This is a genomic window from Streptosporangium nanhuense (genome assembly GCF_059358815.1).
Map to the genome: position 1 here is coordinate 241,487 of NZ_JCADBG010000007.1, position 25,750 is coordinate 267,236.

The following is a 25,750-nucleotide window of genomic DNA, read 5'->3' on the forward strand; positions in this document are numbered from 1 at the left end:
CGGCGGTGCTCCTCAGCGTATGCCCGTGCGGCCGGATGGGCGTCACGGCCGGTACGACGCTGACAAGCGCGGCTTGAGCGCTGATCGAAGAACGCTCGAACACCGAAGGGAGGCGATGCTCTCGAATGGTTCTCCAGTGGATTTCGAGCAGCGTGGGCGATGCTCCGAACCAATGCCCTGAAATCGGAGAAGGGATGTCAGAGGTGGATCTTCGCCTCAACGGAAAGCGTGCGCTGGTCACAGGAGGCACACGGGGAGCCGGACGCGCGATAGCCCTCGCCCTGGCGGAAGCCGGTGCGACGGTCGCGGTCTGCCACCGGAGCGACGGCGACTCCGCCGCGACGATGGTGAAGGACCTGGACGAGTACGGGCCGGGGCACCGCGTCGTGCGGGCCGACGTGGTCGACCCGGTGGACGTGGCCGAGCTGCGCCGTCGCTGCGAGAGCGACCTGGGCGGGCTGGACATCGTGGTGAACGCGGTGGGCGGCTTCGGCCTGAGCTCGATCGGCGACCTCGACCCCAAGACCTGGCACACCCTGCTGGACTCGAATCTCACCTCCGTCTTCCTCGTGCTGCGCGAGATGCTGCCGCTGCTGTCCGACGGCGCCTCGGTGGTCAACGTGGGCGGCGCGGTGGCCATGCGTGGCCTGCCCGGCGGAGGCGCCTACACGGCGGGCAAGGCCGGTCTCGCCGGACTGGGCCGCTCCCTGGCCAGAGAGCTGGGCGGACGCGGGATCAGGGTCAACACGGTGGATCCCGGCGTGATCGAGAGCGACGCCCGGCAGCGGCTTCCCGCGTCGTTCAGGAAGAAGCTCGTTTCTCTCACCTGCCTCGGCAGGTTGACCTCGGAAGAGGATGTGGCCGCGGCCGTACTGTTCTTCGCCGCGGACCTGTCGCGTTCCATTACCGGCGCGACGCTGACCGTAGATTCCGGTTTCTAAGGAGACGCCATGCCTTACGCCGCCATCACCTACAGGGTCAAGCCCGGCTATGAAAAGGAGATCACCGAGATCTTCGCCGACTACAAGAGGCCGAAATCCCCCTTCCTTCGCGACGAGAGCGGCCGGCAAATCGGGATCTTGCTCGGCACCGCGCTTTTCGTCAAGGACGAGATCGTCGTTCGCGTGATCCACTATGACGGCGGGACGACCGACGACGTGGCCAGGCACATGTCCACGCAGGAGGGGATGCGGGAGGCCGAGCGCAGGATGGCCCCCTACCTGGTCGGTCAGCGCGACACGCAGACCCCGGAGGGCTTCCGGGAGCACTTCGCCCAGAGCACGATGACCTGCGTTTCGACGCACTATGTACCGACGGAGTTCCTCCCCAAAACGGACAAGAGATGACAAGTGCTGATATAGGGTCAAGAAATGCTAGATGGCCCTTACGGTCCGAAAAGTGACCTCTTGACATGTTTTGATGTTATTTATTATTGTCCGATGTGACGGGGAATTATGAACCATCTGTACGGGACCACAGAAGGCGCTGGGAATTAGTTAATTAGGGGGAGACAGTTGGATTTCATGATCTTGGGCCCACTGGAAATAATCGACGGCGAACGTCGAATCGCGCTATCGGCGCCGAAGCCCAGCCGCATCCTCTCTCTCCTCCTCCTCAACCACGGCCAGGTCGTCGCGACCCGCACGCTTATGAAAGAGCTGTGGGGCGACAATCCTCCTATCAGCGCCTCCACCACCCTCCAGACGTACATTTATCAGTTAAGAAAACTCCTCGTAACATCACGTTCACATGATTCGCAGGTGCTGCAGACGCACAGCTCCGGATACTGCCTCCAAATCGCGTCGGGCTCCTTCGACCTGGACGCCTTCACGAAGCTGGTGAGCCAGGGACAGCGCGAGCTGACGCGCGGCGAGCACGCCAAGGCGCGGACCAGCCTCACCGAGGCGCTGAAACTGTGGCGGGGACAGGCGCTGGCGGGCCTGGAGCTGGGACCACAACTCCAGGCCAGGGTCACCGGGCTGGAGGAGCTTCGCCAGCGAGCGCTGGAGATGCGCATCGAGGCGAGCCTGGCCGCCGGCCTGCACCAGGAGACCATCGGGGAACTGCGCCTGCTCACCACCGCCGAACCATACCGGGAGGGCCTGGCGGCGCAGCTCATGCTCGCCCTGTACCGCAGCGAACGGCGCAGCGAGGCCCTGGAGGTGTACCGGCGGCTGCGCATGCTCCTCATCGACGAACTCGGCATCGAGCCCTCGCCCAGGGTCCGCAAGCTGCACGAGGCCATCCTCAACAACGACGCGTCGATCGACTTCCAGCCCCAGCCCCAGGCCGCTTCGGTGCCCGCGCGGCCGGAAACGTCCATCAAGCCCGCTCAGCTGCCTCCGGACACCCCCGACTTCGCCGGCCGTACCAAGGAGGTCGCGCACGTCATCTCGGCCCTCCTCCCCAGCAGCGCCTCCACCAGGTACGCGCCTCCCCGGGTGATCATCACGGGGATGGCGGGGGTGGGAAAGAGCGCCCTGGCCGTACACGCGGCACACGCGCTCAGATCGCACTATCCCGACGGCCAGCTCTACGTCCAGCTGCGCCGCAGGAGCGGGCCGGTGTCGCCCGAGGCCGCGCTGGCCGCGATGCTCCAGGCGGTCGGGGTGCCGCACGACAGCATCCCCATGGACCTGGAGGGACGCAGCCAGCTGTTCCGCTCGTGGGTGGCGGACCGCAGGCTGCTCGTGCTGATCGACAACGCGACGAGCGTCGACCAGGTACGCCCGATGCTTCCCACCGGCCCCCACAGCGCGGTCCTCATCACGAGCCAGATGTCCATCGGCGGGCTCGGCGGAGCCGAGACGATCACGTTGTCCCCGATGAACATGGAGGAGGGAAAGCACCTCCTCACCCTGCTGGTCGGCGACTGCAAGGCCGCCATGGAACCCGACGTGGCCAGGGCCCTCGTCCAGATATGCGGCGGCCTTCCCCTGGCGATCCGCGTCTGCGCCGCCCGGCTCACCAGGCGCGGCTGGTCACTCGGGCAGATGCTCGTCAGGCTGGCCGACGAGAACGAGCGCCTCAACGAGCTGTGCACCGACGGGCTCGACGTGCGCAGCTCCCTGGAACGCGGTCTCAGTCTCCTGACGCGCGAGGAGTCCCTCGCCTTCCAGCGACTCGGAACGATGAAGGCCGACACCTTCACCACCACCTACGCCGCGTGCGAGCTCATGTCCAGCGTGCGCGACACCGAACGTCTCCTCGACCGCATGCACGAGGCCAGCCTGATCCAGTTGCTCGGAGAGGACAGGGGCGGTGAGCCGCTCTGGCACTTCCACCCCCTGCTGTGTGTCTACGCCGCCGAGATGGAGCGCGGCCAGTACGTCGACGTGCGCTGCTCGGTCGCCTGATCGGAGGATCTTCTGTGAACGCCAATGAGGAAACCGACGTGCTGATCGTGGGCGGGGGTCTCGCCGGTCTGGCCACCGCTCTCTTCCTGGCCTGGCACGGGGTGGACTGCCTGATGGTCGAGAGGCACGGTGGCACCTCGACGCACCCCAGGGCACGAGGCATCAACCCGCGCACGATGGAACTCCTGCGCTCGGTGGGCGTCGAGGACCAGGTGCGTTCCACCGTCTCCGCGCGCGCGCTGGCCGGCAACGCCGGGGTGATGGCGGTGGAGACCCTGAACGGCAAGGAACTCGGCCGGCTCCAGCAGGCGTACCACATGGACCCCGGCGCCGACTTCAGCGCGCTGACCCCGACGCCGTGGTGCATGTGCCACCAGGACGAGTTCGAACCCGTGCTCCGGGCGCGTGCCGAGGAACTCGGCGCCAGGATCGTGTACGACACCCGGGTGCGCGACATCCACGACACCGGTGACGAGGTCGGGGCCGTGCTCCACGGGCCGTCCGGCACCCGGGAGGTGCGGGCCCGCTACCTCGTGGCGGCCGACGGCGCGTCGAGCCCGATCCGCTCCTCCCTGGGAATCCCCTTCGAGGGGATCGGGACCCTCGGCCACTACATGAACATCCATTTCGAGGCCGACCTCCGCGCCGAACTGGGCGACCGGCGCTTCGTGCTCTGCTACACGATCAATCCCCAGGTCAGGGGCGCTCTCCTGCCGATCGACAACGCCCATCGCTGGCTGCTGCACGTGCCCTTCGACGCCGAGCGGCCCGGTGACGCGGACTTCGGCGACGAACGGTGCGTGAAGCTGGTCAGAGCCGCCGTCGGACGCGACGACCTCGACGTCAAGCTGCTGGGCGCGCTGGGCTGGGAGTCGGCGGGACGCACCGCCGGCAGGTTCCGGGAGGGACGGACCTTCCTGGTGGGGGACGCGGCGCACGTCATGCCTCCCAGCGGCGCCTACGGTTCCAACGTCGGCATCCAGGACGCGCACAACCTCGCGTGGAAACTGGCCGCGGTCCTGAACGGCCATGCCGACGACAGCCTGCTCGACAGCTACGACACCGAGCGGCGCCCGGTCGCGGCCGCCACGGTCGAACAGGCGGTGCTGCGTTCCAAGGACCGTCCCCGGCTCGCGCAGGGAAGGCCCGCGCCTCCCAACCCCGCGATCATGCCGGACCCGGTGGTCATGTTCGGCGGCAGGTACGACGCCGAGTCCGTCTGGGAGCCCCGGCCGAGCGGCCGTCCCGGGACACGCGCCCCCCACCTGCCGACGAAGGAGGGCTCCCTCCTCGACCTCTACGGGAAGACGATGGTGCTGGTGGCCGGCACCGACGGAGCCGGCTGGGGGGAGAGGGCGGGCAGGGCCGCCAGGGAACTCGGGGTGCCCCTCACCTGCCACCGGGTGGGCAGCGGGCCCCTGGCAGGACTGGGGAGCGAGTGGGCCTCCGCGCACGGTACCGGCGATAGCGGCGTGGTCCTCGTACGGCCGGACGGCTACGTGGCGTGGCGGTCACCGAACGACGCCGGCCCCGAGGCGGGGGAACAGATCAAGCACGCCCTCCGGGAGACGCTCGCGCCTTCGGCGGCGCTCTCCTGAAACTCGCTCTCGTGAAGGTCGCTTCTCCTGAAGGTCGCTTCTCCGAAAGGAGTGTGGTGGCGTCTCCGCCCGGGAAATCCGGTTCCACGAGAACACCTCGTGCGAGGTGAAGCTCCGGACATCCGGATCGACAAAGGCGTCGGAACGGGCGGGACGCGGGCGCATGCGCCGGCTGGTGTGGTGACCCGCGATCCAGGGCGATCACCCGATCGGGGTGAACCGGGCGTTCCGCGTATGTTCCGGATCTCGTTGACGAGTCTTGTTGACGAGGGACCTACGGCCGTTGGAGGCATCCAGGTCTTGCCTGCGCAGGCTCGACCGCGCCCAAGCAGGCGAGGCAACCGATTCGATTGTCAGGCCGGCGCTGGAAAGGTGCCTTCGGGGCTTTCGTAGTAGCGGGCGATGGAGGCGCGGTGAGGCAGGGCGCCTGACTGGAGGTGGCGGGGTTCCAGCCGGACGCCGGTGCGTCGTTCGGCGAGCGCCAGAGCACCCTCGATGTAAGGCGGGAAGACCTCGCGTTCCGGGTCGAAATCCCAGATCATCCCCAGTTCTTCGAGGTCCTCCTTCAGTCGTTCGGGGGCGGTGCTGTCGCTCCAGTCGGCGTACATCGGGTCCAGCCGCGCGACGACGTGGCCGTCGACGGCGTGGACGAAGTGGGAGCGGTGATTGACATCGCGCTCAACGCCGGCGATCGACGTACCGGGCGAAAGGTCGCGCACCACGTCGCGCAGAATCCCGGCATGGCCGTACTCCACCATGATCGATCCACCGGCGGCGCGGCCGATCTCGACGGTGGCGAAACCCTGCTGTTCGGGGTCCTCGGTCAGTCCCAGCCGGCGTAGCACCTCTTCGGGCGTGAGGTCGGCGATGAAGGTGAAGCAGAACGCCGCGGGTGCCCATCGAGACTGACTCCACCACGCGTAAACGTCCGTGGTCGCCCCACGGTCGCCGGCGACGATCACCGCCTCCTCGGAAGGACGGCTCGTTCCGTCGATGACCGGGTCGACGGGAATTCGGTGACCGCAGCCCTCTTCCGTCTCGTCGTACAGGGCCAGGTGCGTGGGACACGGCCACACACGACAGGTGGGACACGTCCTTACGTCGTCGAATGTGCAGTCGTCGCAGCCACGGGGGTATCGCCGGTTCCTGACATGGCGAGAGCAAGGGCGCCACTGGGCGAGGGCGCCCAGCCGGTGGAGGGCATCGACCCGAGCGACCGCTTGCGCGGCCTTTTCTGACGGTTCCGGCACGGAAACCTCTCGACGGCTCTGGAGGGGTGCAAGACGACCTTCCTGATTATCCAGGGGCGGATGGAGTCCCCGTGGTTTCCCGTGAACGACCGTGGTTCCCCGCCTGTTCCGGCACGCGTCCGGCAGGCGACCAAGATCTCCGTACCGTGGCACTGTCAGCGCAGCCTGACACCATGCACCATCGTGGATATCGATGAGTTCTGGCTCTTCCTGCAACGATCCCGGCAAGTGACCAGCGATCCAGATGAGCGCCTGAGATGGCTCTCCCTCCACCTCGCACAGCGTCCACCAGCCAAGATTGTCGACTTTCAGATCCTTCTTAACCAAGTACGGCGGCGATCCGACACCTACGACATGTGGGAGGCCGCCAACCTCGTCTTCGGTGGCTGCTCCACCGACGGCTTCTGGTACTTCCAGGCATGGCTGATCGGGCTCGGCCGCGACACTTTCGAACTTGTCGTGACCGACCCCGACAACCTGGCCCAGGTTCCGGAGGTGCAACGGCTGGCAGAGCGCCCGATGGAAGAGTGGGCCGATGACGGGTGGCCGGACCGGGAGGCGTTGAGCTACGTGGCCGCCGGCGCGTACGAAGAGGTGACCGGCGAAGAGGACGGCGTCCACGACGCCATGGAAGAACGCGGACACACCGACCAGAGCGACCCCGAGCCCACGGGGCCGGCATGGATGCTCCGCGATCCCGAAGCGGTGGCGCAGAGGTTGCCCCGGTTGAGCCGGATGTTCCAACGAGACGAATCGTGACCGGTGCGGGGAGACGCGGTCACGTACCTGCGTACGCTCCGCCCCCTTCTCCTCAGCCCTCCACAGGCTGACGGTGATGGGCACGCCCTCGGTGGGCATCCCGGAGCCGGAGCGCCCCGCGGGGAGCGAGTGCCCCTGACCAGACTCGTCCGCGGGGTCACCGTAAGTTCAGTGATCGCGGCCTGGGAAGGATCTCCGTGTTCGGTCTGGGGTGGCCTGAGCTGTTGTTCCTCGTGTTCTTGGCACTGGTCGTCGTGGCTGTGATCTGGCTGGTACGAGTCCGGCGCCGATAGGTGGAGGCGGCGGCGGTGTGGCCCCATGCCCGAAGGACCGCCCCAGGGCCAAGCGCACCTTTGGACGGGAAAAGGCCGACAAGAACAAAGGTCCAGGTCAGAGCCTAAGTTCCTGATCGGGAGTGGTAGGGCGCCTGGGACTCGAACCCAGAACCTACGGATTAAAAGATCGGCCTTGAGCTGTTCCGGGTAGTTCAATGCAGGTCATGGGGTGTATGCGGTCCATCCTGGACGGCTCTGAACGCCCCTGTATTGCAACCCGAAGTGCAACCCGGCTGGTGGGTCAGAGTCGAGGAGTGAGGCTCCGCATCGACGACGTAGGGGCTATCGAATATCCATCGATGATGGGTGAAATCTCGCTTCCCAGGATTCGGGGGGCAGGAGACACTGTGGCATGCGTCCCTACGAGCAGGCCGATGAGCTCGACCAGGCCGTCGACGAGTTGAGTGTCCGCATCTACACGGCGTTGCGTGATGGTGGTCTCGACGCCGAACCCCTCGTCGAGTTGGCCTGCCTAGTAGAGGAGTGGGATGTGTCCACCGCTGTCACGCGGGAACTCCTCGAACGTCCCACCATCGAGCTGACGGCCGCCGACCTGGCCCGGCTAGGTGAGGCCCTTCTCGATGGCGTCGGCTTCGGGCCGACCTTCGCTATGGAACCGGGCCTGCTGGTGCCGCTGAAGGAGGCGTTGGAGGTCGTGGAGCGCGACGTTCGCGCTGCGGGCATCACCGGGACGCTTCGTGTGATCCTGCCCGACTGGGACGACATGGGTTTGGCATGGGTGGAGTTCCAGGGCATCTGCCATGGCAACGGCCTCGGGCCTGGGAGCGGGGTCGGGTGTGTGGCCGACGCCACCCAGGACGTGGTCGTGGAGGCGACGTGGAAGATGTGGCCCGTCTGCCCGGTGCACGACCGGGGCCTGCGTGTCGAACCAGAAGACGGAATCGTCGTGTGGCGTTGCACAGGCAGCGGGACGCACACCGTCGCGCCAGTGGGTGAAATGCCGCCTCAACGCCGTTAGCAGTTGCTGATCTGCCGCCTTGCCCCAACTCTCAACGGATTAAAAGAGGAGGGCTTCCTATGCGACGTGTGGTGCCGTGACCTGAAGTTTCGCGCCGCATCGGGTGTGACGTGCCGAGACCGTTCCGCCTATGTTCCGGATCTTCATGAGCCAGGAGCGTCAGCGGTAGGGATGGAGGTGGTCGGTGGATCCGATCAGAGCCGGACGGGCGAAACGGGCGGGAGACAGGTGGACGCCCGTGGCGCGTTCGGCAAGGGCCAGAGCGCTGGAGACGGGGTCGTCGAGGAAGTCGGGCTGGTCGCCGTTGATGTCCATGCCGAGGTCTTCGATATCCGCCTGGAGCCGGTCAGGGTCGGCCCCCTCCCGGAAACGGTAGGAGTACAGACTGAACGTGGTGATCAAGCGGCCGTCGACAGAGTGGGTGAAGTCCCGGTTATTGATGGTCGCCCGCACCGCAGCCGCGGCTGTGCCCTCCGACAATTCCCTACCACAGTTATAGATGATGCCGGCCCAGCCGTATTCGATCAGAGCGGTTCCGCCGTCGGCCGCATAAGCCGCGATGCCGAATCCGGATTCTCCCAGGGACCTCGGGATGACGCCGATGCGTTGCAATGCCTGCTGAGGGGACAAGTCCCGGACGAAGCCAGCGAAGAGCCATATCTCTCCGACGCCGTCACTGAACTCCTGGCAGAGCCACTTGTAGGCTGCCGCCGTAGCGCTGCTCATTCTCATGCCTTCCCGCGAGAGCGATGGACGCGAAGATCATGGCAGCGAGGTCCGACAACTTCATTTGCTCGGTCCGTGCGCTGTCAGCTTGGGAAGTGCATGAATCACGCCCTGTAGAGCGGCTGAGCTGGGCATTCGGCCGGTCGTGAGTGACCGTGGTTGACCCCTCGTCACCCTGGTTAATGGCCCGCTAATGGCCCGGCGATCAGAGGTGCATGCCGTGGGGGTGCTGGTCGTGACGGCCGGACAGCAGGATCTCCCGCAGGCTGCTTCTGAGCAGTTCGACGCTGCCCTCGTCGATCTTGAGATCGATCTGGACGACGGGTTCCACGTTCAGTTCCTTCGCGGCCTGTGCGGTGAAGTGGAAGGTCAGGCGGCCGGAGTCGATCCCGCAGTGAGTCACGCCGCCGTAGGTGGTGCCCGCCTGGTCCTCGCGGACGACGCAATACGTGTCCATACCAAGTCCGATCTCCTGCTCGTCCGGTTCCTCGGTGGACATCATGAAGATCAAGGCGTTCCCGGTGCCGTCCTCGTGTTCGGCCACTCCGAAAACGATCGTCTCCGAGTCCTCGTCTCGGCCGACGGTTCGCGCGACCATGGTTCTCAGAGGAGGCCAGGCCGAGCCGGGTTCGCTGTCTGCCGGTGAGGTGGGGGCGGAGCCGCCCTCAGGCAGGGACACACCTTCGGGCCAGGCGGCGAGTATCCACGGCGGGATGAGGTCCGGCCTGCGCGGGAACCTGGTCAGTTCCTCCACGTAGGCCCAGGCGGGCACCTCGATGGCCTGGGCAAAAGGCAGCTCCATCCCGAAGGCGAGCGGCATCATGGCGGTGTAGTCCCGGGAGAAAGGCGACTCCATGCTGAAGGTCTGCATCATGGAGTTGTACGACTTCCCGCGCAGGCTGTAGCCGAGCCGACAGACGAACCATGTCCCCTCACTCGGCTTGTACTCGGCCACTTTCAGCTGATGGAAAAGGTCACCGAGGTCCTCGCCATCTCGAACCTGCTGGGAACCGTCCGCCATCCGATAGGTGATCCCGGTTATGCCGAAGGTGCCGAGTTGGCAGCGAAGGACGTCGACCTCCTGCCATCCGTCCGGGGCGCCATCCCGCACGGTCCGCCCGATCTCGACACAGAGTTCATGGGTGCGGTCGGATGACATGCTCACCGGGCCTTTTCCGTCGTGCGAATGAGAACAGGAGTTTATTGGGCGTATTTGCAGGTGGCTATGTCCGATCATTGATGCGCTCAAGCGCATGCTTCGCCCGCTGGATCTTCCCGTCTGCCTCGTCCCATCCCGGAGGGGCAACAGCTCGGGGACGGAGGGGCAAGGCCGTCTTCGCGTGTACGTCAGCCGGTAGACGTTCCTCGGTCATGCGATGCCAACGGTCACAGACGGCCTTGAGCCGGAGGAGTCGAGCTGTTGGGCTTGCCTGGGACGTGGCAGGCGGGAAGACCCAGCCCCACCTCAGCCAACTACGGTCCTTGTGGTCGGCAGTCTCAATCATCCCGGAGCGGAGTCCCCCGCCGGAGGCGTCAGTTCCGAAAGAGCCGGATAAGCGCGATGGCTATCACCACGGGGATGACGACCGCTGATACGAGCACGAGAAGAATGAAGATCCCGAACGGAGAGTAGATCACGGTCTGCTCCTGTCGACAGGCTGATCATATGCCTGGCCAGAAAGCGGAGCGGCGGCGGGCCGGTGGTCGGCGAGTGCCTTGGGTACGGCGGGCGCGCGGGTCGGTGGACGGCCCGGGGCGCCGCCGGCCGGGACCGGCGCCCACGCCGCACGCCCGGTCGGCGTGCGGCAGAGGGTCGGATACGGCGGCGCGGCGCGCCGCCGCTTGAACAAGGGGTGGACATCCGGGTGATTCAGGCAGTCCTCGGACACTCCCAGCTCACCACGACCAAGCGGTACACCCACATCACGGAGACGCTCGCGATCGAGGCGGCGGGCCGGATGGGGCGGGCGCTGTGGGACGACTGATCGCAACCTGAGGGCGACCGTTGCAACCCTTATTGCAACCCTGGGCAGACTTCCCGAATAGAAAATGGGGAGTCTGCCCAGGTCGTTGAGGTAGGGCGCCTGGGACTCGAACCCAGAACCTACGGATTAAAAGTCCGAAGCACCCCATAACGGAAATACGAGAGGATATGAGAGGTTCCGCAGAAGTCCCAGGTAGATGCCGGTTCGTGATACGGAAATACGCGAGGATGCGAGAGGTTCCGCAACCTCTCAAGCTGTCACTGAAGCTGTCACTTCGATCAGCTAAACAGCGCCTTGCCGATCTTCCTCGCCGCCGTCTTCTGCAGCTTCGGTGTCACGTGCTGGTAAACCTGCTGTGTAAAGGCCGGGGTTGCGTGGCCGAGCATCTCCTGGACGACGACCACGTCGACGCCCTCCTCCAGCGCCGTGGTGGCGCTGAAGTGCCGGCCGTCGTGGATCCGGTAGTGCGGCACGCCCAGCTCCTCCAGCAGATCGGCCCATTCCTGCCAGTCGCGCCGGGCGTCGATCGGCTGTCCGTTCGGCTGGGTGAACACCAGCGCGTCCCGCTTCACCGGCCGCCTGCACGCCGGACACACGGTCTCGCGGGCCTTCGGCCGCCGATCACAGGTGTCGTCGTGTCCCCACCCGCGCCAGTCCGGGTGGGCCAGGCGCGCGGCGATCTGCGCCTTGTGGTGTGCGATCAGCAGCTTCGCGACCGGCTTCGGCAGCGACGCCGTGCGCTTGGACTTCCGGCTTTTGGGCTCGGTCAGCACCAGGCCGCCGCCCTGCCTCTTGGGACAGGTGCTCGCGTGCTTGGTGCAGTCCGGCGGACAGAACTCCGGGCACTTCTCGTGCTCGCGGCATGCCGGCGGGCAGCGGTACTTGCAGATGTGCCGTCGGCCGGAGGTCCGCTGGGCCGGGCGGCAGTCTGCCGGATCCGGGGGGCACGGCATCTTGTGGCGCTTCGCGCCGCAGGCGTGCGGGTCGTCGCAGCCGTGCCGCCACGGCACGCGGGCCAGCTCCCACATGATCCGCACGCTCGCGTTGTCCGGGTCCTTCAGGTCCAGGTGCGACCACATCAGCCCGAGGGCCTCGCCCTGCCGGGGGCCGACCGCCAGGCCGAGCGCCCAGCGGGCGCCGTTGCGTCTGTCTCGCACCGCGGCCAGGATCAGGGCCGCCTCGTCCCGCTCCGGCGGAAGGACTTCCGCGGTGTCAGGGCTGGGCGGGGTGACGAACTGGCAGGGGTTCCTCGCGATGAGCCCGCGCTGCGCGGCGACCTTCAGCGCCCGCGACAGGATCCGGTGGATCTGGAGGATGGTCGCGGGCGCCAGCTTCGCGTTCTCTCGGAGGTGGACGTAGAACTTCTCGATCTGCTGCTCGGAGCCGACCTTCGACAGGTGGTTCATGTAGAGGCGGCCCAGGCCGGGGATGATGTGCTGCTCGGTCTTCTGGCGGTAGGAGCGGTTCCAGGTGTTCTCTCGGACCTCGTTCTTGACGATGAAGTGCAGCCAGTGGCTCATCCACTCCCCGAGCGTCTGCCCTCTCCCCTTCGCCGGCACGAACCCGTCATCGGCGCTTCGGCGGAACTGCTTCCGCTTGTCGATGACCTCTTGGGCCGTTTTCCCGTATAGCCATCTGCGGTCCGGTGTCCCGTCGGGTTTCGTACCTAGGAAGATCTGGCATGTCCAGCGCCCATCGGTGCGCTGGTAAATGGAGTCCTCGCCGCGCTGACGGCGCCGCCCCTTAGGACGTCCACTTTTCGCCATAGTGATCAACCTAATTTTGACTAGGGGATGATTGCGGTATGTCTCTCGATCGCCCTCCCGCCATCGAGAGCGCCAGTTCCTTCGCTTGCCACCCTTGTTGCCATCCGGTCTCGTGCACTTTCACCAGTACCAGAGTCGAGATCGTGACCTCGGGATAGTCGGGCGTTTCTGCTTTCGCAGCATCTTCGGGATTTTCATTCGAGTTACTCGATGAAAGGGACTTGTCCTTCATCAAGCTCAGGGTGAGCAGGGCCGCAGCCGCTACGAGCAGCGCGAAGACCTTGTCGATGTCGGCGTGGGCGATCGCGAGCGAGACCGCTCCGACCCAGGCGCATACAGCGGTCACGGCAACGGTGGATTTCCGGGCAGACATAACCTCTCCCGTAATCATTTAGATCCTGGAGCACCGTTTTACCGTAATTCAAACGGTCCAAAATTCAACCGCTAATAATCGTTGATACACAAACGTGATATTTAGGTAGACCTAACTCACGGGGGCGGATCTGGGTATTTCCGTCAAGACGAGTCCAAAACGGTCCGAATCTGGTCGATCTGGGTTGTAATGTTCTGTCGAACATTGCGGATCAAGGACGCCTCCAAGGCCGCCGCCTGAGCGGGCGACAACCCCAGCGCCCGGATTTCCTCCAAGCCTTGGATGATCAGCTGCAACACCGCCTCGGGCGTGTCCTCTGTGTTGTCCAGCGCCGGCTCCTGGCCGGCTCGTCGTCGGATCTCGTCCCGGAGCATCTGTGCAGCCTCGGACGCTCCCGCCTGCTCCAGCTCATTGGCGGTGACCCCCACGACCATCGCCATGATCACCAGTCGGTCGGCCGGCGGATCGTGTGAACCGCCTTCGAGCTTCGTCCAGGTACTCGTGCTGAACGAGCCGCCGCTGAGCTGCTCGGCCAACTGGGCGGCTTTGGCTTGGGACATGCGCGGCACGCTCGCCAGCCGTCTGTCGCGGATGAGCGTGATCGCCGCAGGTAGCGCCTCGGGCCCTCGCACGATGGCATCCCCTTCGGAACTATGCGGATCTACGCGGAACTACGCGTAATTCTGCGTAGCTACGCGCAACGTACCAGCCGGTCGGCGGGCCGACTAGCACCTTTCGGCAACAAGTATCTGTCGGGTTTCTCCACACCTCAGAGTGATGCAGAATTCCGCGTAATTCTCTTGAATTCCGCGTAATTCCGCGTAAGGTTGCCGCCATGAAGCAGACCGACCCTCCCGCCGGAGCCGCCGACGTCGTGGAGATCGACGAGCTCCAGCTCATCAAGATCGACGACCTCGCCGACCTCTGGGACGTCTCCAAGCGCACCATCGAGCTCCTGATCCGCCAGGGCCACCTCAAGAGCAAGCGAATCGCTGGCGCCCGCCGGGTGCGACGCCTCGACGCCCTCGCCTACCTGGAGAGCGAAGAGGCCACCATCCCCGCCGCAACGGACAGGCGGTTCCACCACGCCAGCAACTACGCCAACGCCTGACCGGCTCGGCTTCTCGGCATCCACATCACCCCTGGTCCGCGAGGAGAACATCCGCATGCCCGAATCCACGGCCCGTTACTACCGCACGACCACCCCGGCCGGACGCACGGCCACGGTCCGGGTTGGTACGACCACGGTCACCCTGTACCTGCTCGACCACCGCCCGGTCGTCCTGACGCAGGATGACGCCTGGGCAGCGTGGGCCGCGCTCTGCGACGCCCTGGGTTTCCCCGAGGACGTGCCCGACTGGGTTCCGGCGCTGGTCGAGCCGACCGACGCTGACGGCCGACCGCTGCCCGCGGCCGCGCCCGCCGTCCCGGCCTGAGATGCGGATCCGCCTGCAGCTGACCGGCCCGCGTGAGGTCGTGGACGAGGAGATCGACCGGCTCGGCTGGCTGTACGAGGTCCTCGACCGGTCCGACCCGACCCCGCTCCCCGGCGACCCGCACCGGTACGTGACCCGCATGACGCTCACGCCGTACCACGGCGAGGACGGCGAGGGTCTGGTCCCTGTGCGTCGCGACGACGCCCGCCTGGCCGCCGAAGCACTGCGCGTCATGGCGCAGGTTGGCGCCGATGTCGACCCCGAGCGCTCGGCCGTCCTCGCGGCGGCCGCCGACCGCATCACTCCTGAAACGACGACTCTCCCGGCGCGGCCGCACCGGGAGAGCTCACCGTCCATCCCCGGAGGGATAACCCAGTGACGACCGTACAGCGCCCCGCTGACAAGACCGGGCGCCGAGAGAAGGTCCACTATCGCGTCGCCCTGCTGCTGGCCAACGGCGCCAGGATCCGCGCGGTATGCCGGGTCACCGGCTGCGACTGGCGAAGCGAGGCCTACCTCTACAAGCCAACCGCCGAGCTCGCCCGTACCGACCACCAGCTCGACCACGCCAAGCGCGCCGAGCGCGCTGCTTCTTCCCGTCCCGTCACCCCCGCCCAGGGAGCAACCTCATGAGCCACATCGACGAGATCATCACCGCGCGCCTCGGCGAGGCCACCCCCGGCCCGATCGAGCAGGTCGGCGCCCACCGCCGGGCCGCGATCCAGTTCGGCCACGCTGCGGACCGGCCCGACCGGCGGACCCTGTGGCTGGAGAGCCGCGCCGAGCTGCTGGCACTGATCAACGCCGCGTCCCACCAGCTCTCCCGGTGGGACGCCCTGGAGCACCAGCGCGCCCAGGACGCTCACCCCTCCCAGCCCACCCCGGCCCCGGCTCCCGAGCCCGCCCCGCCCCTCTCGGATCTGCTCGCCCCGCCGCCCCCCACCCTGCCGGTCCTCGCGGCCCCGGCCGTCCCGCCCGCTCCGGCGCCGGTGGAGCGTGGCCCCTTCCAGCCCGCGCACCCGGGCCAGCCGATGCCGCCCATGCCGCCGGTCTCCAGCGCGGTCCCGGTGCCGCCGAGCGCCGCCGCGCTGGCCGACCCCGAGCCCGCGCCGAGCCGGGGCGTGCGTCCGTACCTCATCGCGGACCCGCAGGAGCCCGGCCGCCAGCAGGAGGCGGTGGTGCCGGACCCTCACCGGGGGTGGTAGCCCGCGCAGCAACCGGCCGCCACCGCCAGCCCCGTGTCCCCGTCCCCGCCCAGGCCCGGCAGCGAGCCCGCCAGATGATCGCGCGGGCCCAGCAGCTCACCCAGCCGCGCGTCGTCACCGAGCCCGGCTGGCCCACCCACTGGCCGCTGTGGTGACACCTCCTCAACTCCGCCCGTCGGCCCACCCCTCCCAGGGCCGGCGGGCGGGCGCACGTCGCGACGAGCCCTTCTCGCCGCGGCGCCGGTCCCTCCGCCCGCCGTTCGTCACCACCCGGGATTGCCCATGACCGACCTGTCCACCGCCCCGGCCGACCTACCTGAGATCCGCGTCCAGTTCACCGACACCAAGATGCACGCCACCCACGAGCTCGTCACGGTCTACGCCGGAGACGAGCACTGTGGCCTGCTGTTCCTGCCCCGCCGCCTGGCGTGGGAGTTCGCCTCCCGCCTGACGGACTCCCCGCCGCGCGTCGCCGACATCACCCCCGAGGTCGTGCGGCACGTGCGGTACGTCCTCGATGAGGACTACTTCCCCGACGTCGACGAGCTGCCCAGCCCGCACCTGCGCAAGGTGATCGAGCTGCTCGCCGAGGCCACCGAGGGCGAGCGGAGCGCGATGGGCCGGGCTTACCCGGCCTACGCCGTGGCCGTCGCGATCGCCACCGGCGGCCCCATGGGCCTCGTGGCGCTGCGCGAGCTGCACACCATCGTGATCAACACGGCGGCCAGCGGATGAGCACGAGCCTCCGAGGCATGATCATCTTCGTTGTCTGCGCCCTCGCCGCCGGGCTGGTGGCTCGCGCCGGTAACCGGTGCGTGCGCGAGGGGCGCCTGGACGCCGCCGCCGTCGCGATCGCCGCCAGCACCGGCCTGATGGGCATCGGCCTCTTCTGCCTGACCGTCGGGCTCCTGTCGTGACTCCGCAAGAGCAGAAGCAGACGCACGCCGAGATGGATCGGATCCGGCGCAGTCACCCCGTACGCACCTACTGGTGGCAGATCGCCATCCAGGCCGACGTGTGCGAGAGCGACCTGAAGCGCCTGGCCCGTGGCCGCGCCGGTGCTGGCGCGGTCGCGCGCGCCGCGGCCTGGGTGGCCCGACATACCGCCCCGCCCTCGAACCCCTCTCAGCACCACCAGGAAGGCGATGTAGACGATGACGGCGGTCAAGGTAGGGCAACCGATCTTCTGGGATTGGATGAGGCTTCTACGCCGCGCTGAGCTCGGTTTCGGCACGGGCAAGAAGCGGGTCGCGAGCGACACCGTGCAGCACGTGGCGCTGGTCGCGTGCACCTACGCCAACCCCGACGGAACCCGGATCCACCCCGGAGAGGAGCGGCTGGCCCGGGTCTGCCGCAAGAACCTCACGACCATCCGCGCGTGCCTGAAGCGGCTGCGCGATGTCGGCCTGCTCGTACGCGTCTTCGAAGGCTCCAAGGCCGGACGAGGCAGCGGGCTGGCAGATGAGTACCACCTGGCGATCCCCGAGGACATCGCCGAGCGGGTCGCGATGCTCGACCCGGACGAGCGCGACCTGGTCGTGCCCGACGGGGTCGAGCCGCCGCCGGTGAACAAGCCCCGGGCCAAGACCCCGGCTCCCGCTGCGGACGTATCACCGGGTGCTGCACCCGCTGATAGCCCTGTGGATAACCCCGTATCACCGGGTGCTGCACCCGCTGATGAGGAGGTTGCGCAGGAAGAGCACCGGGTGCTGCCCGCCGTATCACCGGGTGCTGCCCCGCGTATCACCGGGTGCAGCACCCGGCCACCTACACATGCACCTCCCATGCACCTCCCACACACATTGAGCTCGCCGTACGGGGCTGGACTGGAAGGCGCTCCGGCGCGGCGCGAGGAGCCTCCGGCGGCGGATGTCACGCGGCCCTCGGCAACCCCGTCGACGAGCCCGGCGTGGATGCTCGCCGCCCTCGGCCAGGCCGACCTCGACGCCGCCTACGCCAAGGCGTTCGCCGCCCTGAACCGGCTGCCCGACTTCGGCGTCAACTGGGTCGGCGCGGCCCGCGCCGAGCTCGGCGAGGACACCCCCCGAGCGCACCTGGTGATCCGAGCCCACCAGCTCGCCGCGCTCGGCCAGTCCGCGTGACCACCCCGAAAATCGAACAGTTGTACGCATGCGCCGCGTAGCGTTGATCATCAGGCGGATCTTCTGCCCCCACACCAGGTGGGAGGAGGTCAGCCGACGCAACTGGATCACGATCACGCGCTGCACCCGGTGCGGCCGAACCGCCCGCCACCGCGACTGACCCGACCCGACCGCCGACCGAGCTGGAGGTGCCCATGATCCCCACCCCCCACGACCTGGAGGCTTGCCCGTACGGCTGCCGCCGGGACGTCCTGGTGACGATCACCGACCACGGCCGCCGCCTGGCCGTCGACCCCGCCCCCGACGAGCGCGGCAACACCGCCGTCTGGCGCGACGGCATGGGCACCTGGCGCTCACGCTCCCTGTCGGGCACCGACGCCATGTCGCTCCTGAGCTACGAGGACCGGTTCATGCCGCACGTGGCGACCTCGCCCAGCTGCCACCCGGCGCCGCCCGCCCCTACGCCGCCGCCGAACCTCCTCGCCTTCGTCCCCCGAACCCGTCGGCGCGGCCGCCTGCCGTACCCGCGCCGCAACCGCTGAGAGAAGAACCATGATGATCACCAATATCCGCGCCTGGTGGAGGCGCCAGCGCGACCTCCTGCGCGACCCGTTCGACGTTTGGGACGACGAGCCCGCGGCCGCCGCCCCGGCCGAGGACTGGCAGGCCCGCGCGCTGCACGCCGAGGCCCTCCTGGCCTCCACCGGCAGCGCCCTGACCCAGCTCGGCCAGACCTGGCTGACCCGGGCCGCGACGGCCGAGACCGAACTGGGCACCTACTCCCTCACCCTCACCAGCGAGGTCAACCTGCGCTGCCGCCTGCAGACGTACACCGTCGCCGCCCGGGAGCTGCGCGAGATGCTGGACATCGCCGCCGCTGCCACGCCCTGGCGCAGCCCGCGCCCCTCGATCGCCCACCTCCGCGAAGTGGTGGCCCACCTCGGCGCCCCGGAGCCGGAGGCCGACCGTGGATAACACCGCCACCCTGCAGCCGCCAGCCGAACCCACGACGACCGCCGACAGCCCGCCGCAGCCGCCGATGGCCATGGTCTCGATCGCGATCGAGCAGCCCGACGGGGGCATGATCACCGTCATGTGGAACCTGTCGGTCAAGGCCGCCGAACAGGAGATCACCCGCATGCGTGACCGGCACGGCCCCAGCACGGGCTCGGCGATCTACTCACCCGAGGAAGCCGAAGCCGCCGCGGCCTTCATCGTCGAGCAGGGCCTGAGGATCGACCTGTGAGCCGCCCCGCCCCCGCTCTGCGGCTCCTGCACCTGGACGTCGCCACCTACCAGGTCACGCTGGGAGACAAGCCGGTCCAGCTGACGCCCACCGAGTGGCGCATCCTGGCACTCCTGATCCACCACGCCGGAACCACCGCCACCTACCGGTCCCTGATCGACGCCATGTACCCCGGATCTCGCAGCCCCATGAAACGGCTGCAGCAGGACATCGCGGCGATCCGCGCGAAGCTCGGCCAGGACGCCACCCGCTACGTGCAGACCGACCGCGCGGCCGGCGGCTACACCGTCCCCACCGCCGTCCTGGCACCGCGCCCCGACCCGCTCGCCGGGTACATCGTGGCCACCGACCGCAATCGCGTGACCCTGCGCTGCCCCTGGTCGTCGTGCGCCACCAGCAACTTGTTGGCGGTCGAGATGATGCCCGTCACGGTCAACCGGATCCGTGAGCTCGCCGCCTGGCACGAGTTGGAGCACAGGGCGGCACCCGATGAGGACTGAACGCCCGACCGCCCCGGCACCTGCCCCGGCCGAGCCCTGCGCCTACGGCGCGGAGTGCCGCCCGTCGACCGGCTGGCGCTGGTACCCCTCCACGGGATGGGCGCGAGCCTGCGACGGCCACCGCGGCGGCCGTCGCGTGGTCTTCGTGCCCGACGTCGCCAACATCGCCCAGGAGCAGACGACGTGAGCAAGCCAACGACGCCCCGCGGCGAGGCCAGCCGTCTGCTCGCCGCCAACATGAAGCGGCTGCGCGAGGCGCAGCGAATCCCCTTCCGTGAAATGGCCAAACGGCTCGCCGAGCTCGGCTCCCCGATCTCGCCCGCCTCCATCTGCCGTATCGAGGCTCACATCCGCGTGGTCACCGTCGACGAGCTCGCCGCCATCGCCACGGTGCTCACCATCCCCGCCGGAGACCTCCTCACCCCGAACCCGACGTGCCGCCACTGCGAAGGCGAACCCCCGGCCGGCTACCAGTGCCGCACCTGCGGAGCCGAGAGCGCGAGGACCTCATGACCTGGCCCGCCCTCGTGGTCATTCTGCTCGTCTACGCCGTCATCGGCGCCGCCGTCGCGGCCGCCGCCCACGCCCCGGTGTGGAACCACGTCGTCGACCGCGGCACCCCCGGCAGCCCCCACGACGGAGGCCTGGGCACCGTCTGGGTCTGGGCCTGCTCCCTCGGCCTGTGCCTGCTCGCCGGGCTCGGCTGGTTCGTCGTCGTTCCCGCCTGGCACTTCTACCGACGGAGGACCTCGTGAGGATCCCCATGCCCCCCGGCGCCGTCTACGACAAGGAGGCGCTGCTGGCCGGCGTCGACCTGATCGGCCGGACCGGCGCCCGCCAGTTCGAGGTCGGCTACCTGCACGACGGCGTGCCCTCCGAGGAGGCCGGCTGGTATGCCCACGCCCAGTGGTCCGGCACCCGCCTCATCGCCGAAGACCATCCCGGCCCCGTCGAGGCGGTCGAAGCGCTGGCTGCCCGGGTCCTGATCGGCGGCCAGTGCCAGCACTGCCACGGCATCACCAGCCTGACCGACGAGCGGCCCACCCAGAGCGGTCGATTCATGGCCAACGGCACCGTGTGGACCGCCGAGGAGCAGCGGACGGCTCCGCTGTGCCGATGGGCCCGCGTCGGCCCCCGCTGGGTCCGCGGCTGCGAGCGGCCCGCCCTGTCTGCCGTCCCGGAGGCGCGGTGAGCGCTGCGCTCGACGTCGGGATCCTGGTCCAGGAGCTCCTGCAGCTCCTGGACCAGCTCCGCGCGCTCGTCCCCGAGGAGGTCCGTGACCCCTCCCGCGGCACCACCGGCCACCACAAGGCGACCGGGTCGCCCGCGCCGTGGCACGCGGAGGCGGGCACGCTGCTGTACCTCATCAGCGAGGAGGCCCGCCGCCTGGAGGCGAGCCTGCGCCGCGACGTCGCCGGCAACCTCGGCGCCCGGCGCGGCGGGAGCGACGCGAACACCACCCTGGCGCTGGAGTCCATCGCCCGCCTGGTCCACGGCGTCCCCGAGGAACGGGCCCACACCGCGGCCCGGATCCTGAACGGCTGGATCCGGGCGGCCAGGCAGGTGCCCGACATCGGCCTGGAGGAGCGGTGGGTGCCAGTGCCGACCCCGCCGAACACCCTGCCGCCGAAGTGCCCGTACTGCCGCACCTACGGGCTGCGCGTCGCCGTCCGGGCCGGACAGGTCATCTGCATCAACAAGGCCTGCGTGGACTCCAAGGGGGAGCGTCCACGCGGGTCCATGGGCCGCAGCTCGTTCACCGGCGACCCCCTGATCAGCTGGGCCGACGGACGATCGGTCACCTACGGAAGGGACTGGGCATGAGCGTGGGATGGACCGTCGACGAGGCCGTCGAGCAGCTGCACCCGCCACTCTCGGCCGCCGAGGTGCGCGCCCTCATCCTCGTGTGCGGCATCGAGCCCCTCGGCACCCGGAGCGGCGGCCGCGGCCGGCCCGCCGCCGAGTACGACCAGGGCGCGATCCTGCGGGCCCACGCCGCGGTGGTCACCCTCCGGCCGGTGGACGGGATCCCCTCGTGAAAGAGATCGACCGCTGATACCGACCCCCTGGAGAACACCTATGAAGGTCTACCTAGCCACCCAAGGCTCATACTCCGACTTCGAGGTGGTGCGCGTCTTCGCCCGCCACGAGGACGCCGAAGCCTACGAACTGTCCGACAACGTCGAAGAGTTCGAGGTCGACGAAGGCCCGGTGGAAACCCGGCTGTGGCACACGATCCGCTGGTTTACCAATGAGCCAGACGGCGAGCATCAGCAGACGATCCACAGCGGTGACACTTTCACCCTCACCAACCCGCGACACGAGCACTCGCGACCCCGTGACTATGACGGCCGCCCCAGGCACGTAGAGCACACGTGGGATTCAAGACACAGTCTCACCGTCGGGGGTTGGGACATAGAGCGAGTCCGCAAGGTGTACGGGGAACTCCGCGCCGAGTGGTTGAACTGCAAGGCGCTTGGCATGGTGTGGGATCCGAACAAGGCGGAGTGGACGCCCGGCGAAGTGGATGCGTGATGGATTTCAGTGCGGCCCTCACCTGTCTCAAAAGGGGCGAGAAGATCACCCGCGACACCTGGCAGCCGTACGGCCAGTACGTCGTCCTGCAACCCGGATACCCGAGCGGGATCCCGCTCAATGCCAACACGGCGGCAGCGACCGGCATCCCCGAGGGCACGGTCCGGGTGTTCCGCCCGTACCTGATGCTGCACTCGGCGGACGGGTCCTTCGTCCCGTGGCAGCCGCCCGTCTCCGATGTGCTCGCCGAGGACTGGCTGTCCGCCACCCCTGACGGGAACATCGACTGGCCTGACGGGACACGGGCATGACCGCCGAGGCAGTGGTCGGGTTCGAGCCCATGAGTTGACGACTGATCATTTTTCTGGCGTAATTCTTCACAGCAGAGCTATGCGAAAACCCGGCCAGGAGCGCGACCCAGGCCGGGTTTTCCTGCGTCTGGGGGCAGAATGCCGACCCGCGCACCCCGCCGCTGCACCGCCGCCGGATGCGGCTCCGACGCCGAGTTCGACGGCCGATGCGAACGCCACCGCCACCCCACCCGGAGAGGCAAGGCACAGCCCCGGCCGAGTTCCACCGCCCAGGGGTACGACCGCACCTGGCGAGCCCGATCCGAACGCATCCGCCGCGAGAGGCCCTGGTGCGAGACGCCCGCCTGCGGGCAGCCCTCGGAGCACGTCGACCACATCGACGGCGACAAGACCAACAACGAGGAGTGGAACCTGCAGGCGCTCTGCCGCCCCTGTCACTCCCGCAAGACCGTCCTGCACGACGGCGGGTTCGGCAACGAGCGCACCCCCCGGTACTGACCCCGCACAGCAGATGGAGGCCCCCATGGTCAAGGACTGGCCGCACCCCACCGCTCCCACCCTCGGCGACTTCGTCCTCTACACGCTCACCGAGCAGGACGCCTACGCGATCAACCAGCGCCGAACCGACGGGGACCGAGCCCGCGCCTCCAGCGCGCACAACGGAGTCGTCATCCACTTCGGTAACTCGGTCAACCCGGGCGACGTCTTCCCGGCCCTGGTGGTCCGCGTCTGGCAGTCCTCCTTCAACAGCGTGAACCTGCAGGTGTTCCTCGACGGGGTCGACACGTACTGGGCCACCTCGAAGTCGGAGGGAGACGAGCCTGGCACGTGGGCCTGGTCTCGCTCCGATGCAGACGCGAGCGGCATCGGCCCTGATCACGCGTCGTGATCGAGCCCCGGGGGAGGGGGGTCAAGATCACCATGGGAGGGGGTGGCGAACGCGCGGGGGGGAGCCCGCAGAGAGCGTGACAGGTTTTCGACTCCGTTTTTCCGGCTGATCTTGAGGGGGTGGTGATCGTGGGTGCTCGTGGCCCGGCGCCGAAACCGACGCCTCTTCGGCTGCTGCACGGCGACCGCAAGGACCGGACCAACACCAGCGAGCCGGTGCCGGCTGACGTCGACATCACGCACCCGACGTGGCTGAGCGCGGCGGCCCGCACCGTGTGGAAGCAGTACGCGCCGGACCTCCAGCGGACCGGCGTACTCACCGGCTGGGACGTCGAGGCCTTCGCGATCCTCTGTGACGCGGTGGTCCGCCGGCGGACCGCCGTCAAGAAGCTGCGCGCCGAGGGCGAGGTGGTCGGGATCCCGCTGCTCAACGATGAGGGCGACGTGGTCCGGATGCCGGGCGTCGGCGACAAGCCCGGCGCCATCGTCATGCGGCGCTGGATCAAGAACCCGTGGACGCTCGTGCTCTCCGAATCGGACGCGCAGATCCTGCGCTGGGGCTCCCGGTTCGGCATGACGCCGTCCGACCGTGCGCAGCTGTCCCTTGAGGGAGGCGGGCGACGTGACCCGGCGGAGGACCTCCTCACCTGAGCGGCGGCCGCCGAACCACGACAAGCGGTGGCGGCCGTCCGACCGGCGGGGCCCGGTGTGCGGGTTCACCCTGCGCGGCAAGACCTGCTCCAAGAAGGGCGCGCACTACTGCGAGCCGCGCGCCGACCGGTTCGTGTTCTTCTGCGCCGAGCTGCTGGTCCACACCAAGGGCCCGCACCGGCGCCGCCCGTTCCTGCTGAAGTTCTGGCAGGAGCACGAGATCGGCCGGCCGCTTTTCGGCGAGGTCGTCTGGTCGGCCGAGTGGGAGCGCTACGTCCGCCGGTACCGGATCGCGCACATCGTCGTCGCCAGAAAGAACGGCAAGAGCGAGATCGCCGCGGCGATCCAGCTGTACATGCTGATCGGCGACGACGAGGAGTTCGCCGAGGTCTACTCGGCGGCCAAGGACAAGGGCCAGGCCGGGAAGGTCTTTGAGCCGGCCATCCGGATGGTGCAGCTGTCGCCGGTGCTGCGGGCCCGGCTGAAGCACCTGAAGGACGCCCAGCGCCTGGTCGACGAGAAGAGCCACTCGCACTACGAGGTCATCACCTCCGACGCCAAGAGCGAGCTGGGCCACAACCCGCACGCGTTCAACCTCGACGAGGTCCTCAGCCAGCTCGACGGGTCGCTGTGGGAGGCGATGACCACCGCGGCGGGCGCCCGCGAGCAGGAGCTGATGTTCACCACGACGACCGAGACGAACGACTCGGCGTCCTTCGGCGCCGTCATGATCGACGACGCTGAGAAGGTCCAGGAGGACCCGGCCCGCGCACCCCACGTGTTCACCTTCGTGAGGAAACTCCCGGCCACTCCGGAGGCTCTGGAGCGGCTGCAAAGGATCTTCGCGGGGCACCCGGACCTGCCGGTCAGCACGGATCCGTGGGACGAGGCGAACTGGAAGTGGCCGAACCCCGCGCTGGACGACTTCAAGAGCCGTGAGGCGATGCGCCGCCAGGCCCTGGAGGCCCGGGGCAGCAAGATGAAGGAGAACGGCTTCCGGCAGTTCCAGATGAACTGCCGGGTGCAGCAGGCCACCCGCTACATCTCGATGGACCTGTGGGACGCCTGCGTCGGCGAGGTCGCCCCGACCCCGGACTGGCTGCTGCCGCTCATCGAGGGCCGCCGCTGCTGGGGCGGCCTGGACCTGTCGAGCAAGTTGGACCTCACCTCCTTCTGCCTGGTCTTCGACAACGGGTGGGCGCGGTGGCGGCACTGGCTGCCGGAGTCCATGGCGCCGATCCTGGCCGAGCACACCGGCGGCCTGTTCGACGAGTGGGTGGCCGACGGCTGGGTGGTGCTCACCGAGGGCGACACGATCGACTACGACGCGATCTACGACGCGATCGCCGAGGACAACGACCGGTTCCGCATCTCCGACATCACCTATGACAAGTGGTGCGGTGAGCCGGTCCGCCAGGCCATCGAGAAGCGCACGAACCTGACCATGCACGAGTCGAACACCACCTACGAGCGGATGACCGACCCGATGAAGGAGCTCGCGAGGCTCCTCAAGGCGAAGGACGGCACGCTCCTGCACGGCGGCGACCCGGTAGCCCGGTGGATGGCCGACTCCTTGGAAGCCAAGACCCCGACCGACGACCCGGACCGCTACCGGCCGGTCAAGCCCGACCGTGACAAGTCCGGCAAGCGCATCGACGGCATGGTGACCCTGCTCTACGGGATCGACGGCCGCCGCCGCCAGCCCGCCGCGAGTGTGTACGAGACGCGCGGCCTGACCGTGCTGTGAAG

The 25,750-nt window shown here is 68.2% G+C and carries 39 protein-coding genes; 33 read left to right on the forward strand and 6 right to left on the reverse strand.

Annotated features, from left to right (window positions below; all coding sequences use genetic code 11):
* Positions 1-203: 203 nt before the first annotated feature.
* The 4 genes from AC5L38_RS16295 (at position 204) to AC5L38_RS16310 (ending at position 4,954) form a co-directional block, all read left to right on the forward strand.
* The gene (locus AC5L38_RS16295; protein ID WP_495243633.1) at positions 204-941 is read left to right on the forward strand and encodes an SDR family NAD(P)-dependent oxidoreductase; all 738 of its coding nucleotides are present in this window, start codon (positions 204-206) and stop codon (positions 939-941) included.
* Positions 942-950: 9 nt separating this feature from the next.
* Positions 951-1,346: a SchA/CurD-like domain-containing protein gene (locus AC5L38_RS16300; protein WP_495243634.1), complete on the forward strand. Its 396-nt coding sequence runs from the start codon at positions 951-953 to the stop codon at positions 1,344-1,346.
* Between the two features lie 177 nt (positions 1,347-1,523).
* Positions 1,524-3,356: an AfsR/SARP family transcriptional regulator gene (locus AC5L38_RS16305; protein WP_495243762.1), complete on the forward strand. Its 1,833-nt coding sequence runs from the start codon at positions 1,524-1,526 to the stop codon at positions 3,354-3,356.
* A gap of 14 nt (positions 3,357-3,370) precedes the next feature.
* Positions 3,371-4,954: an FAD-dependent monooxygenase gene (locus AC5L38_RS16310; RefSeq protein WP_495243635.1), complete on the forward strand. Its 1,584-nt coding sequence runs from the start codon at positions 3,371-3,373 to the stop codon at positions 4,952-4,954.
* A gap of 353 nt (positions 4,955-5,307) precedes the next feature.
* On the opposite strand, the gene AC5L38_RS16315 is transcribed toward AC5L38_RS16310, so the two are convergent.
* Positions 5,308-5,916, reverse strand: coding sequence for a DUF6461 domain-containing protein (locus tag AC5L38_RS16315; protein WP_495243636.1), 609 nt, complete (start codon positions 5,914-5,916; stop codon positions 5,308-5,310).
* Positions 5,917-6,387: 471 nt separating this feature from the next.
* Here AC5L38_RS16315 and AC5L38_RS16320 point away from each other — a divergent pair, with 471 nt between their 5' ends.
* Positions 6,388-6,963, forward strand: coding sequence for a DUF4240 domain-containing protein (locus AC5L38_RS16320; RefSeq protein ID WP_495243637.1), 576 nt, complete (start codon positions 6,388-6,390; stop codon positions 6,961-6,963).
* Between the two features lie 687 nt (positions 6,964-7,650).
* A complete protein-coding gene (locus AC5L38_RS16325) occupies positions 7,651-8,277 on the forward strand; it encodes a hypothetical protein (protein WP_495243638.1) in 627 nt (208 codons plus the stop codon).
* Between the two features lie 159 nt (positions 8,278-8,436).
* Here AC5L38_RS16325 and AC5L38_RS16330 read toward each other — a convergent pair whose 3' ends face one another.
* Positions 8,437-9,003: a DUF6461 domain-containing protein gene (locus AC5L38_RS16330; protein ID WP_495243639.1), complete on the reverse strand. Its 567-nt coding sequence runs from the start codon at positions 9,001-9,003 to the stop codon at positions 8,437-8,439.
* A gap of 205 nt (positions 9,004-9,208) precedes the next feature.
* Entirely contained in the window at positions 9,209-9,958 is a 750-nt protein-coding gene (locus AC5L38_RS16335; RefSeq protein WP_495243640.1) for an Imm10 family immunity protein, read from the reverse strand.
* 9 nt (positions 9,959-9,967) lie between these two features.
* Between AC5L38_RS16335 and AC5L38_RS16340 the strand changes: the two genes are divergently transcribed.
* Positions 9,968-10,159, forward strand: coding sequence for a hypothetical protein (locus AC5L38_RS16340; RefSeq protein WP_495243641.1), 192 nt, complete (start codon positions 9,968-9,970; stop codon positions 10,157-10,159).
* Between the two features lie 697 nt (positions 10,160-10,856).
* Positions 10,857-10,988: a hypothetical protein gene (locus AC5L38_RS16345; protein ID WP_495243642.1), complete on the forward strand. Its 132-nt coding sequence runs from the start codon at positions 10,857-10,859 to the stop codon at positions 10,986-10,988.
* Between the two features lie 278 nt (positions 10,989-11,266).
* Here the strand turns inward: AC5L38_RS16345 and AC5L38_RS16350 are convergent, their stop codons facing one another.
* The 3 genes from AC5L38_RS16350 to AC5L38_RS16360 all read right to left on the reverse strand — a co-directional run bounded on the left by AC5L38_RS16350 (position 11,267) and on the right by AC5L38_RS16360 (position 13,759).
* Positions 11,267-12,754: a tyrosine-type recombinase/integrase gene (locus AC5L38_RS16350; RefSeq protein ID WP_495243643.1), complete on the reverse strand. Its 1,488-nt coding sequence runs from the start codon at positions 12,752-12,754 to the stop codon at positions 11,267-11,269.
* A gap of 10 nt (positions 12,755-12,764) precedes the next feature.
* Complete coding sequence (locus AC5L38_RS16355; RefSeq protein ID WP_495243644.1) at positions 12,765-13,127, reverse strand: hypothetical protein; 363 nt, start codon at positions 13,125-13,127, stop codon at positions 12,765-12,767.
* 143 nt (positions 13,128-13,270) lie between these two features.
* Entirely contained in the window at positions 13,271-13,759 is a 489-nt protein-coding gene (locus AC5L38_RS16360; RefSeq protein ID WP_495243645.1) for a hypothetical protein, read from the reverse strand.
* Positions 13,760-13,962: 203 nt separating this feature from the next.
* Between AC5L38_RS16360 and AC5L38_RS16365 the strand changes: the two genes are divergently transcribed.
* The 25 genes from AC5L38_RS16365 (at position 13,963) to AC5L38_RS16485 (ending at position 25,748) form a co-directional block, all read left to right on the forward strand.
* Positions 13,963-14,238: a helix-turn-helix domain-containing protein gene (locus tag AC5L38_RS16365; RefSeq protein ID WP_495243646.1), complete on the forward strand. Its 276-nt coding sequence runs from the start codon at positions 13,963-13,965 to the stop codon at positions 14,236-14,238.
* A 55-nt stretch (positions 14,239-14,293) separates the two neighbouring features.
* Positions 14,294-14,563 carry a hypothetical protein gene (locus AC5L38_RS16370; RefSeq protein ID WP_495243647.1) on the forward strand — a complete coding sequence of 90 codons (270 nt, stop codon included), beginning with the start codon at positions 14,294-14,296 and terminating at the stop codon, positions 14,561-14,563.
* Position 14,564: 1 nt separating this feature from the next.
* A complete protein-coding gene (locus AC5L38_RS16375; RefSeq protein ID WP_495243648.1) occupies positions 14,565-14,942 on the forward strand; it encodes a hypothetical protein in 378 nt (125 codons plus the stop codon).
* Positions 14,939-15,196, forward strand: coding sequence for a hypothetical protein (locus AC5L38_RS16380; RefSeq protein WP_495243649.1), 258 nt, complete (start codon positions 14,939-14,941; stop codon positions 15,194-15,196). The genes AC5L38_RS16375 and AC5L38_RS16380 overlap by 4 nt, the downstream gene beginning before the upstream one ends.
* Complete coding sequence (locus AC5L38_RS16385) at positions 15,193-15,768, forward strand: hypothetical protein (protein WP_495243650.1); 576 nt, start codon at positions 15,193-15,195, stop codon at positions 15,766-15,768. The genes AC5L38_RS16380 and AC5L38_RS16385 overlap by 4 nt, the downstream gene beginning before the upstream one ends.
* A complete protein-coding gene (locus AC5L38_RS16390) occupies positions 15,762-15,923 on the forward strand; it encodes a hypothetical protein (RefSeq protein ID WP_495243651.1) in 162 nt (53 codons plus the stop codon). Before AC5L38_RS16385 ends, AC5L38_RS16390 begins: the two co-directional genes overlap by 7 nt.
* 127 nt (positions 15,924-16,050) lie before the next feature.
* Entirely contained in the window at positions 16,051-16,503 is a 453-nt protein-coding gene (locus AC5L38_RS16395) for a hypothetical protein (protein WP_495243652.1), read from the forward strand.
* Positions 16,504-16,520: 17 nt separating this feature from the next.
* Positions 16,521-16,685, forward strand: coding sequence for a hypothetical protein (locus tag AC5L38_RS16400; protein ID WP_495243653.1), 165 nt, complete (start codon positions 16,521-16,523; stop codon positions 16,683-16,685).
* A gap of 279 nt (positions 16,686-16,964) precedes the next feature.
* Positions 16,965-17,870, forward strand: a complete 906-nt coding sequence (locus AC5L38_RS16405) for a hypothetical protein (protein WP_495243654.1) — start codon at positions 16,965-16,967, stop codon at positions 17,868-17,870.
* 194 nt (positions 17,871-18,064) lie between these two features.
* Positions 18,065-18,412 (forward strand): hypothetical protein, encoded by a 348-nt coding sequence (locus AC5L38_RS16410; RefSeq protein WP_495243655.1) that lies wholly within the window; start codon positions 18,065-18,067, stop codon positions 18,410-18,412.
* A gap of 10 nt (positions 18,413-18,422) precedes the next feature.
* On the forward strand, positions 18,423-18,845 hold the full coding sequence (locus AC5L38_RS16415) for a hypothetical protein (protein ID WP_495243656.1): 423 nt from the start codon (positions 18,423-18,425) through the stop codon (positions 18,843-18,845).
* A complete protein-coding gene (locus AC5L38_RS16420; RefSeq protein ID WP_495243657.1) occupies positions 18,838-19,116 on the forward strand; it encodes a hypothetical protein in 279 nt (92 codons plus the stop codon). Before AC5L38_RS16415 ends, AC5L38_RS16420 begins: the two co-directional genes overlap by 8 nt.
* Positions 19,113-19,616 (forward strand): winged helix-turn-helix domain-containing protein, encoded by a 504-nt coding sequence (locus AC5L38_RS16425; protein WP_495243658.1) that lies wholly within the window; start codon positions 19,113-19,115, stop codon positions 19,614-19,616. Before AC5L38_RS16420 ends, AC5L38_RS16425 begins: the two co-directional genes overlap by 4 nt.
* Positions 19,606-19,803, forward strand: coding sequence for a hypothetical protein (locus AC5L38_RS16430; RefSeq protein ID WP_495243659.1), 198 nt, complete (start codon positions 19,606-19,608; stop codon positions 19,801-19,803). Before AC5L38_RS16425 ends, AC5L38_RS16430 begins: the two co-directional genes overlap by 11 nt.
* Positions 19,800-20,129, forward strand: a complete 330-nt coding sequence (locus tag AC5L38_RS16435; protein ID WP_495243660.1) for a helix-turn-helix domain-containing protein — start codon at positions 19,800-19,802, stop codon at positions 20,127-20,129. Before AC5L38_RS16430 ends, AC5L38_RS16435 begins: the two co-directional genes overlap by 4 nt.
* A complete protein-coding gene (locus tag AC5L38_RS16440; RefSeq protein ID WP_495243661.1) occupies positions 20,126-20,371 on the forward strand; it encodes a hypothetical protein in 246 nt (81 codons plus the stop codon). Before AC5L38_RS16435 ends, AC5L38_RS16440 begins: the two co-directional genes overlap by 4 nt.
* A complete protein-coding gene (locus tag AC5L38_RS16445) occupies positions 20,368-20,808 on the forward strand; it encodes a hypothetical protein (RefSeq protein WP_495243662.1) in 441 nt (146 codons plus the stop codon). The genes AC5L38_RS16440 and AC5L38_RS16445 overlap by 4 nt, the downstream gene beginning before the upstream one ends.
* Positions 20,805-21,440 (forward strand): hypothetical protein, encoded by a 636-nt coding sequence (locus AC5L38_RS16450; protein WP_495243663.1) that lies wholly within the window; start codon positions 20,805-20,807, stop codon positions 21,438-21,440. Before AC5L38_RS16445 ends, AC5L38_RS16450 begins: the two co-directional genes overlap by 4 nt.
* Positions 21,437-21,655: a hypothetical protein gene (locus AC5L38_RS16455; protein WP_495243664.1), complete on the forward strand. Its 219-nt coding sequence runs from the start codon at positions 21,437-21,439 to the stop codon at positions 21,653-21,655. The genes AC5L38_RS16450 and AC5L38_RS16455 overlap by 4 nt, the downstream gene beginning before the upstream one ends.
* Before the next feature lie 40 nt (positions 21,656-21,695).
* A complete protein-coding gene (locus AC5L38_RS16460; RefSeq protein WP_495243665.1) occupies positions 21,696-22,151 on the forward strand; it encodes a hypothetical protein in 456 nt (151 codons plus the stop codon).
* Positions 22,151-22,462: a DUF2829 domain-containing protein gene (locus AC5L38_RS16465; protein WP_495243666.1), complete on the forward strand. Its 312-nt coding sequence runs from the start codon at positions 22,151-22,153 to the stop codon at positions 22,460-22,462. The genes AC5L38_RS16460 and AC5L38_RS16465 overlap by 1 nt, the downstream gene beginning before the upstream one ends.
* Positions 22,463-22,600: 138 nt before the next feature.
* Positions 22,601-22,960 (forward strand): HNH endonuclease signature motif containing protein, encoded by a 360-nt coding sequence (locus tag AC5L38_RS16470; protein ID WP_495243667.1) that lies wholly within the window; start codon positions 22,601-22,603, stop codon positions 22,958-22,960.
* Between the two features lie 25 nt (positions 22,961-22,985).
* Positions 22,986-23,351, forward strand: coding sequence for a hypothetical protein (locus AC5L38_RS16475; protein ID WP_495243668.1), 366 nt, complete (start codon positions 22,986-22,988; stop codon positions 23,349-23,351).
* 128 nt (positions 23,352-23,479) lie between these two features.
* On the forward strand, positions 23,480-24,001 hold the full coding sequence (locus AC5L38_RS16480; protein WP_495243669.1) for a phage terminase small subunit P27 family: 522 nt from the start codon (positions 23,480-23,482) through the stop codon (positions 23,999-24,001).
* On the forward strand, positions 23,973-25,748 hold the full coding sequence (locus tag AC5L38_RS16485) for a terminase large subunit (protein ID WP_495243670.1): 1,776 nt from the start codon (positions 23,973-23,975) through the stop codon (positions 25,746-25,748). The genes AC5L38_RS16480 and AC5L38_RS16485 overlap by 29 nt, the downstream gene beginning before the upstream one ends.
* Positions 25,749-25,750: the final 2 nt, after the last annotated feature.

What these genes read in the sequence shown, in the direction of transcription:
- AC5L38_RS16350 (WP_495243643.1), bottom strand. Translation starts at nt 12,754, where the DNA reads ATGGCGAAAAGTGGACGTCCTAAGGGGCGGCGCCGTCAGCGCGGCGAG.
- AC5L38_RS16440 (WP_495243661.1), top strand. Translation starts at nt 20,126, where the DNA reads ATGACCTGGCCCGCCCTCGTGGTCATTCTGCTCGTCTACGCCGTCATC.
- AC5L38_RS16325 (WP_495243638.1), top strand. Translation starts at nt 7,651, where the DNA reads ATGCGTCCCTACGAGCAGGCCGATGAGCTCGACCAGGCCGTCGACGAG.
- AC5L38_RS16305 (WP_495243762.1), top strand. Translation starts at nt 1,524, where the DNA reads ATGATCTTGGGCCCACTGGAAATAATCGACGGCGAACGTCGAATCGCG.
- AC5L38_RS16375 (WP_495243648.1), top strand. Translation starts at nt 14,565, where the DNA reads ATGCGGATCCGCCTGCAGCTGACCGGCCCGCGTGAGGTCGTGGACGAG.
- AC5L38_RS16300 (WP_495243634.1), top strand. Translation starts at nt 951, where the DNA reads ATGCCTTACGCCGCCATCACCTACAGGGTCAAGCCCGGCTATGAAAAG.
- AC5L38_RS16395 (WP_495243652.1), top strand. Translation starts at nt 16,051, where the DNA reads ATGACCGACCTGTCCACCGCCCCGGCCGACCTACCTGAGATCCGCGTC.
- AC5L38_RS16385 (WP_495243650.1), top strand. Translation starts at nt 15,193, where the DNA reads ATGAGCCACATCGACGAGATCATCACCGCGCGCCTCGGCGAGGCCACC.
- AC5L38_RS16340 (WP_495243641.1), top strand. Translation starts at nt 9,968, where the DNA reads ATGGAAAAGGTCACCGAGGTCCTCGCCATCTCGAACCTGCTGGGAACC.
- AC5L38_RS16365 (WP_495243646.1), top strand. Translation starts at nt 13,963, where the DNA reads ATGAAGCAGACCGACCCTCCCGCCGGAGCCGCCGACGTCGTGGAGATC.
- AC5L38_RS16430 (WP_495243659.1), top strand. Translation starts at nt 19,606, where the DNA reads ATGAGGACTGAACGCCCGACCGCCCCGGCACCTGCCCCGGCCGAGCCC.
- AC5L38_RS16415 (WP_495243656.1), top strand. Translation starts at nt 18,423, where the DNA reads ATGATGATCACCAATATCCGCGCCTGGTGGAGGCGCCAGCGCGACCTC.
- AC5L38_RS16465 (WP_495243666.1), top strand. Translation starts at nt 22,151, where the DNA reads ATGGATTTCAGTGCGGCCCTCACCTGTCTCAAAAGGGGCGAGAAGATC.
- AC5L38_RS16455 (WP_495243664.1), top strand. Translation starts at nt 21,437, where the DNA reads ATGAGCGTGGGATGGACCGTCGACGAGGCCGTCGAGCAGCTGCACCCG.
- AC5L38_RS16370 (WP_495243647.1), top strand. Translation starts at nt 14,294, where the DNA reads ATGCCCGAATCCACGGCCCGTTACTACCGCACGACCACCCCGGCCGGA.
- AC5L38_RS16475 (WP_495243668.1), top strand. Translation starts at nt 22,986, where the DNA reads ATGGTCAAGGACTGGCCGCACCCCACCGCTCCCACCCTCGGCGACTTC.
- AC5L38_RS16330 (WP_495243639.1), bottom strand. Translation starts at nt 9,003, where the DNA reads ATGAGCAGCGCTACGGCGGCAGCCTACAAGTGGCTCTGCCAGGAGTTC.
- AC5L38_RS16405 (WP_495243654.1), top strand. Translation starts at nt 16,965, where the DNA reads ATGAGGCTTCTACGCCGCGCTGAGCTCGGTTTCGGCACGGGCAAGAAG.
- AC5L38_RS16410 (WP_495243655.1), top strand. Translation starts at nt 18,065, where the DNA reads ATGATCCCCACCCCCCACGACCTGGAGGCTTGCCCGTACGGCTGCCGC.
- AC5L38_RS16470 (WP_495243667.1), top strand. Translation starts at nt 22,601, where the DNA reads ATGCCGACCCGCGCACCCCGCCGCTGCACCGCCGCCGGATGCGGCTCC.
- AC5L38_RS16400 (WP_495243653.1), top strand. Translation starts at nt 16,521, where the DNA reads ATGATCATCTTCGTTGTCTGCGCCCTCGCCGCCGGGCTGGTGGCTCGC.
- AC5L38_RS16460 (WP_495243665.1), top strand. Translation starts at nt 21,696, where the DNA reads ATGAAGGTCTACCTAGCCACCCAAGGCTCATACTCCGACTTCGAGGTG.
- AC5L38_RS16355 (WP_495243644.1), bottom strand. Translation starts at nt 13,127, where the DNA reads ATGTCTGCCCGGAAATCCACCGTTGCCGTGACCGCTGTATGCGCCTGG.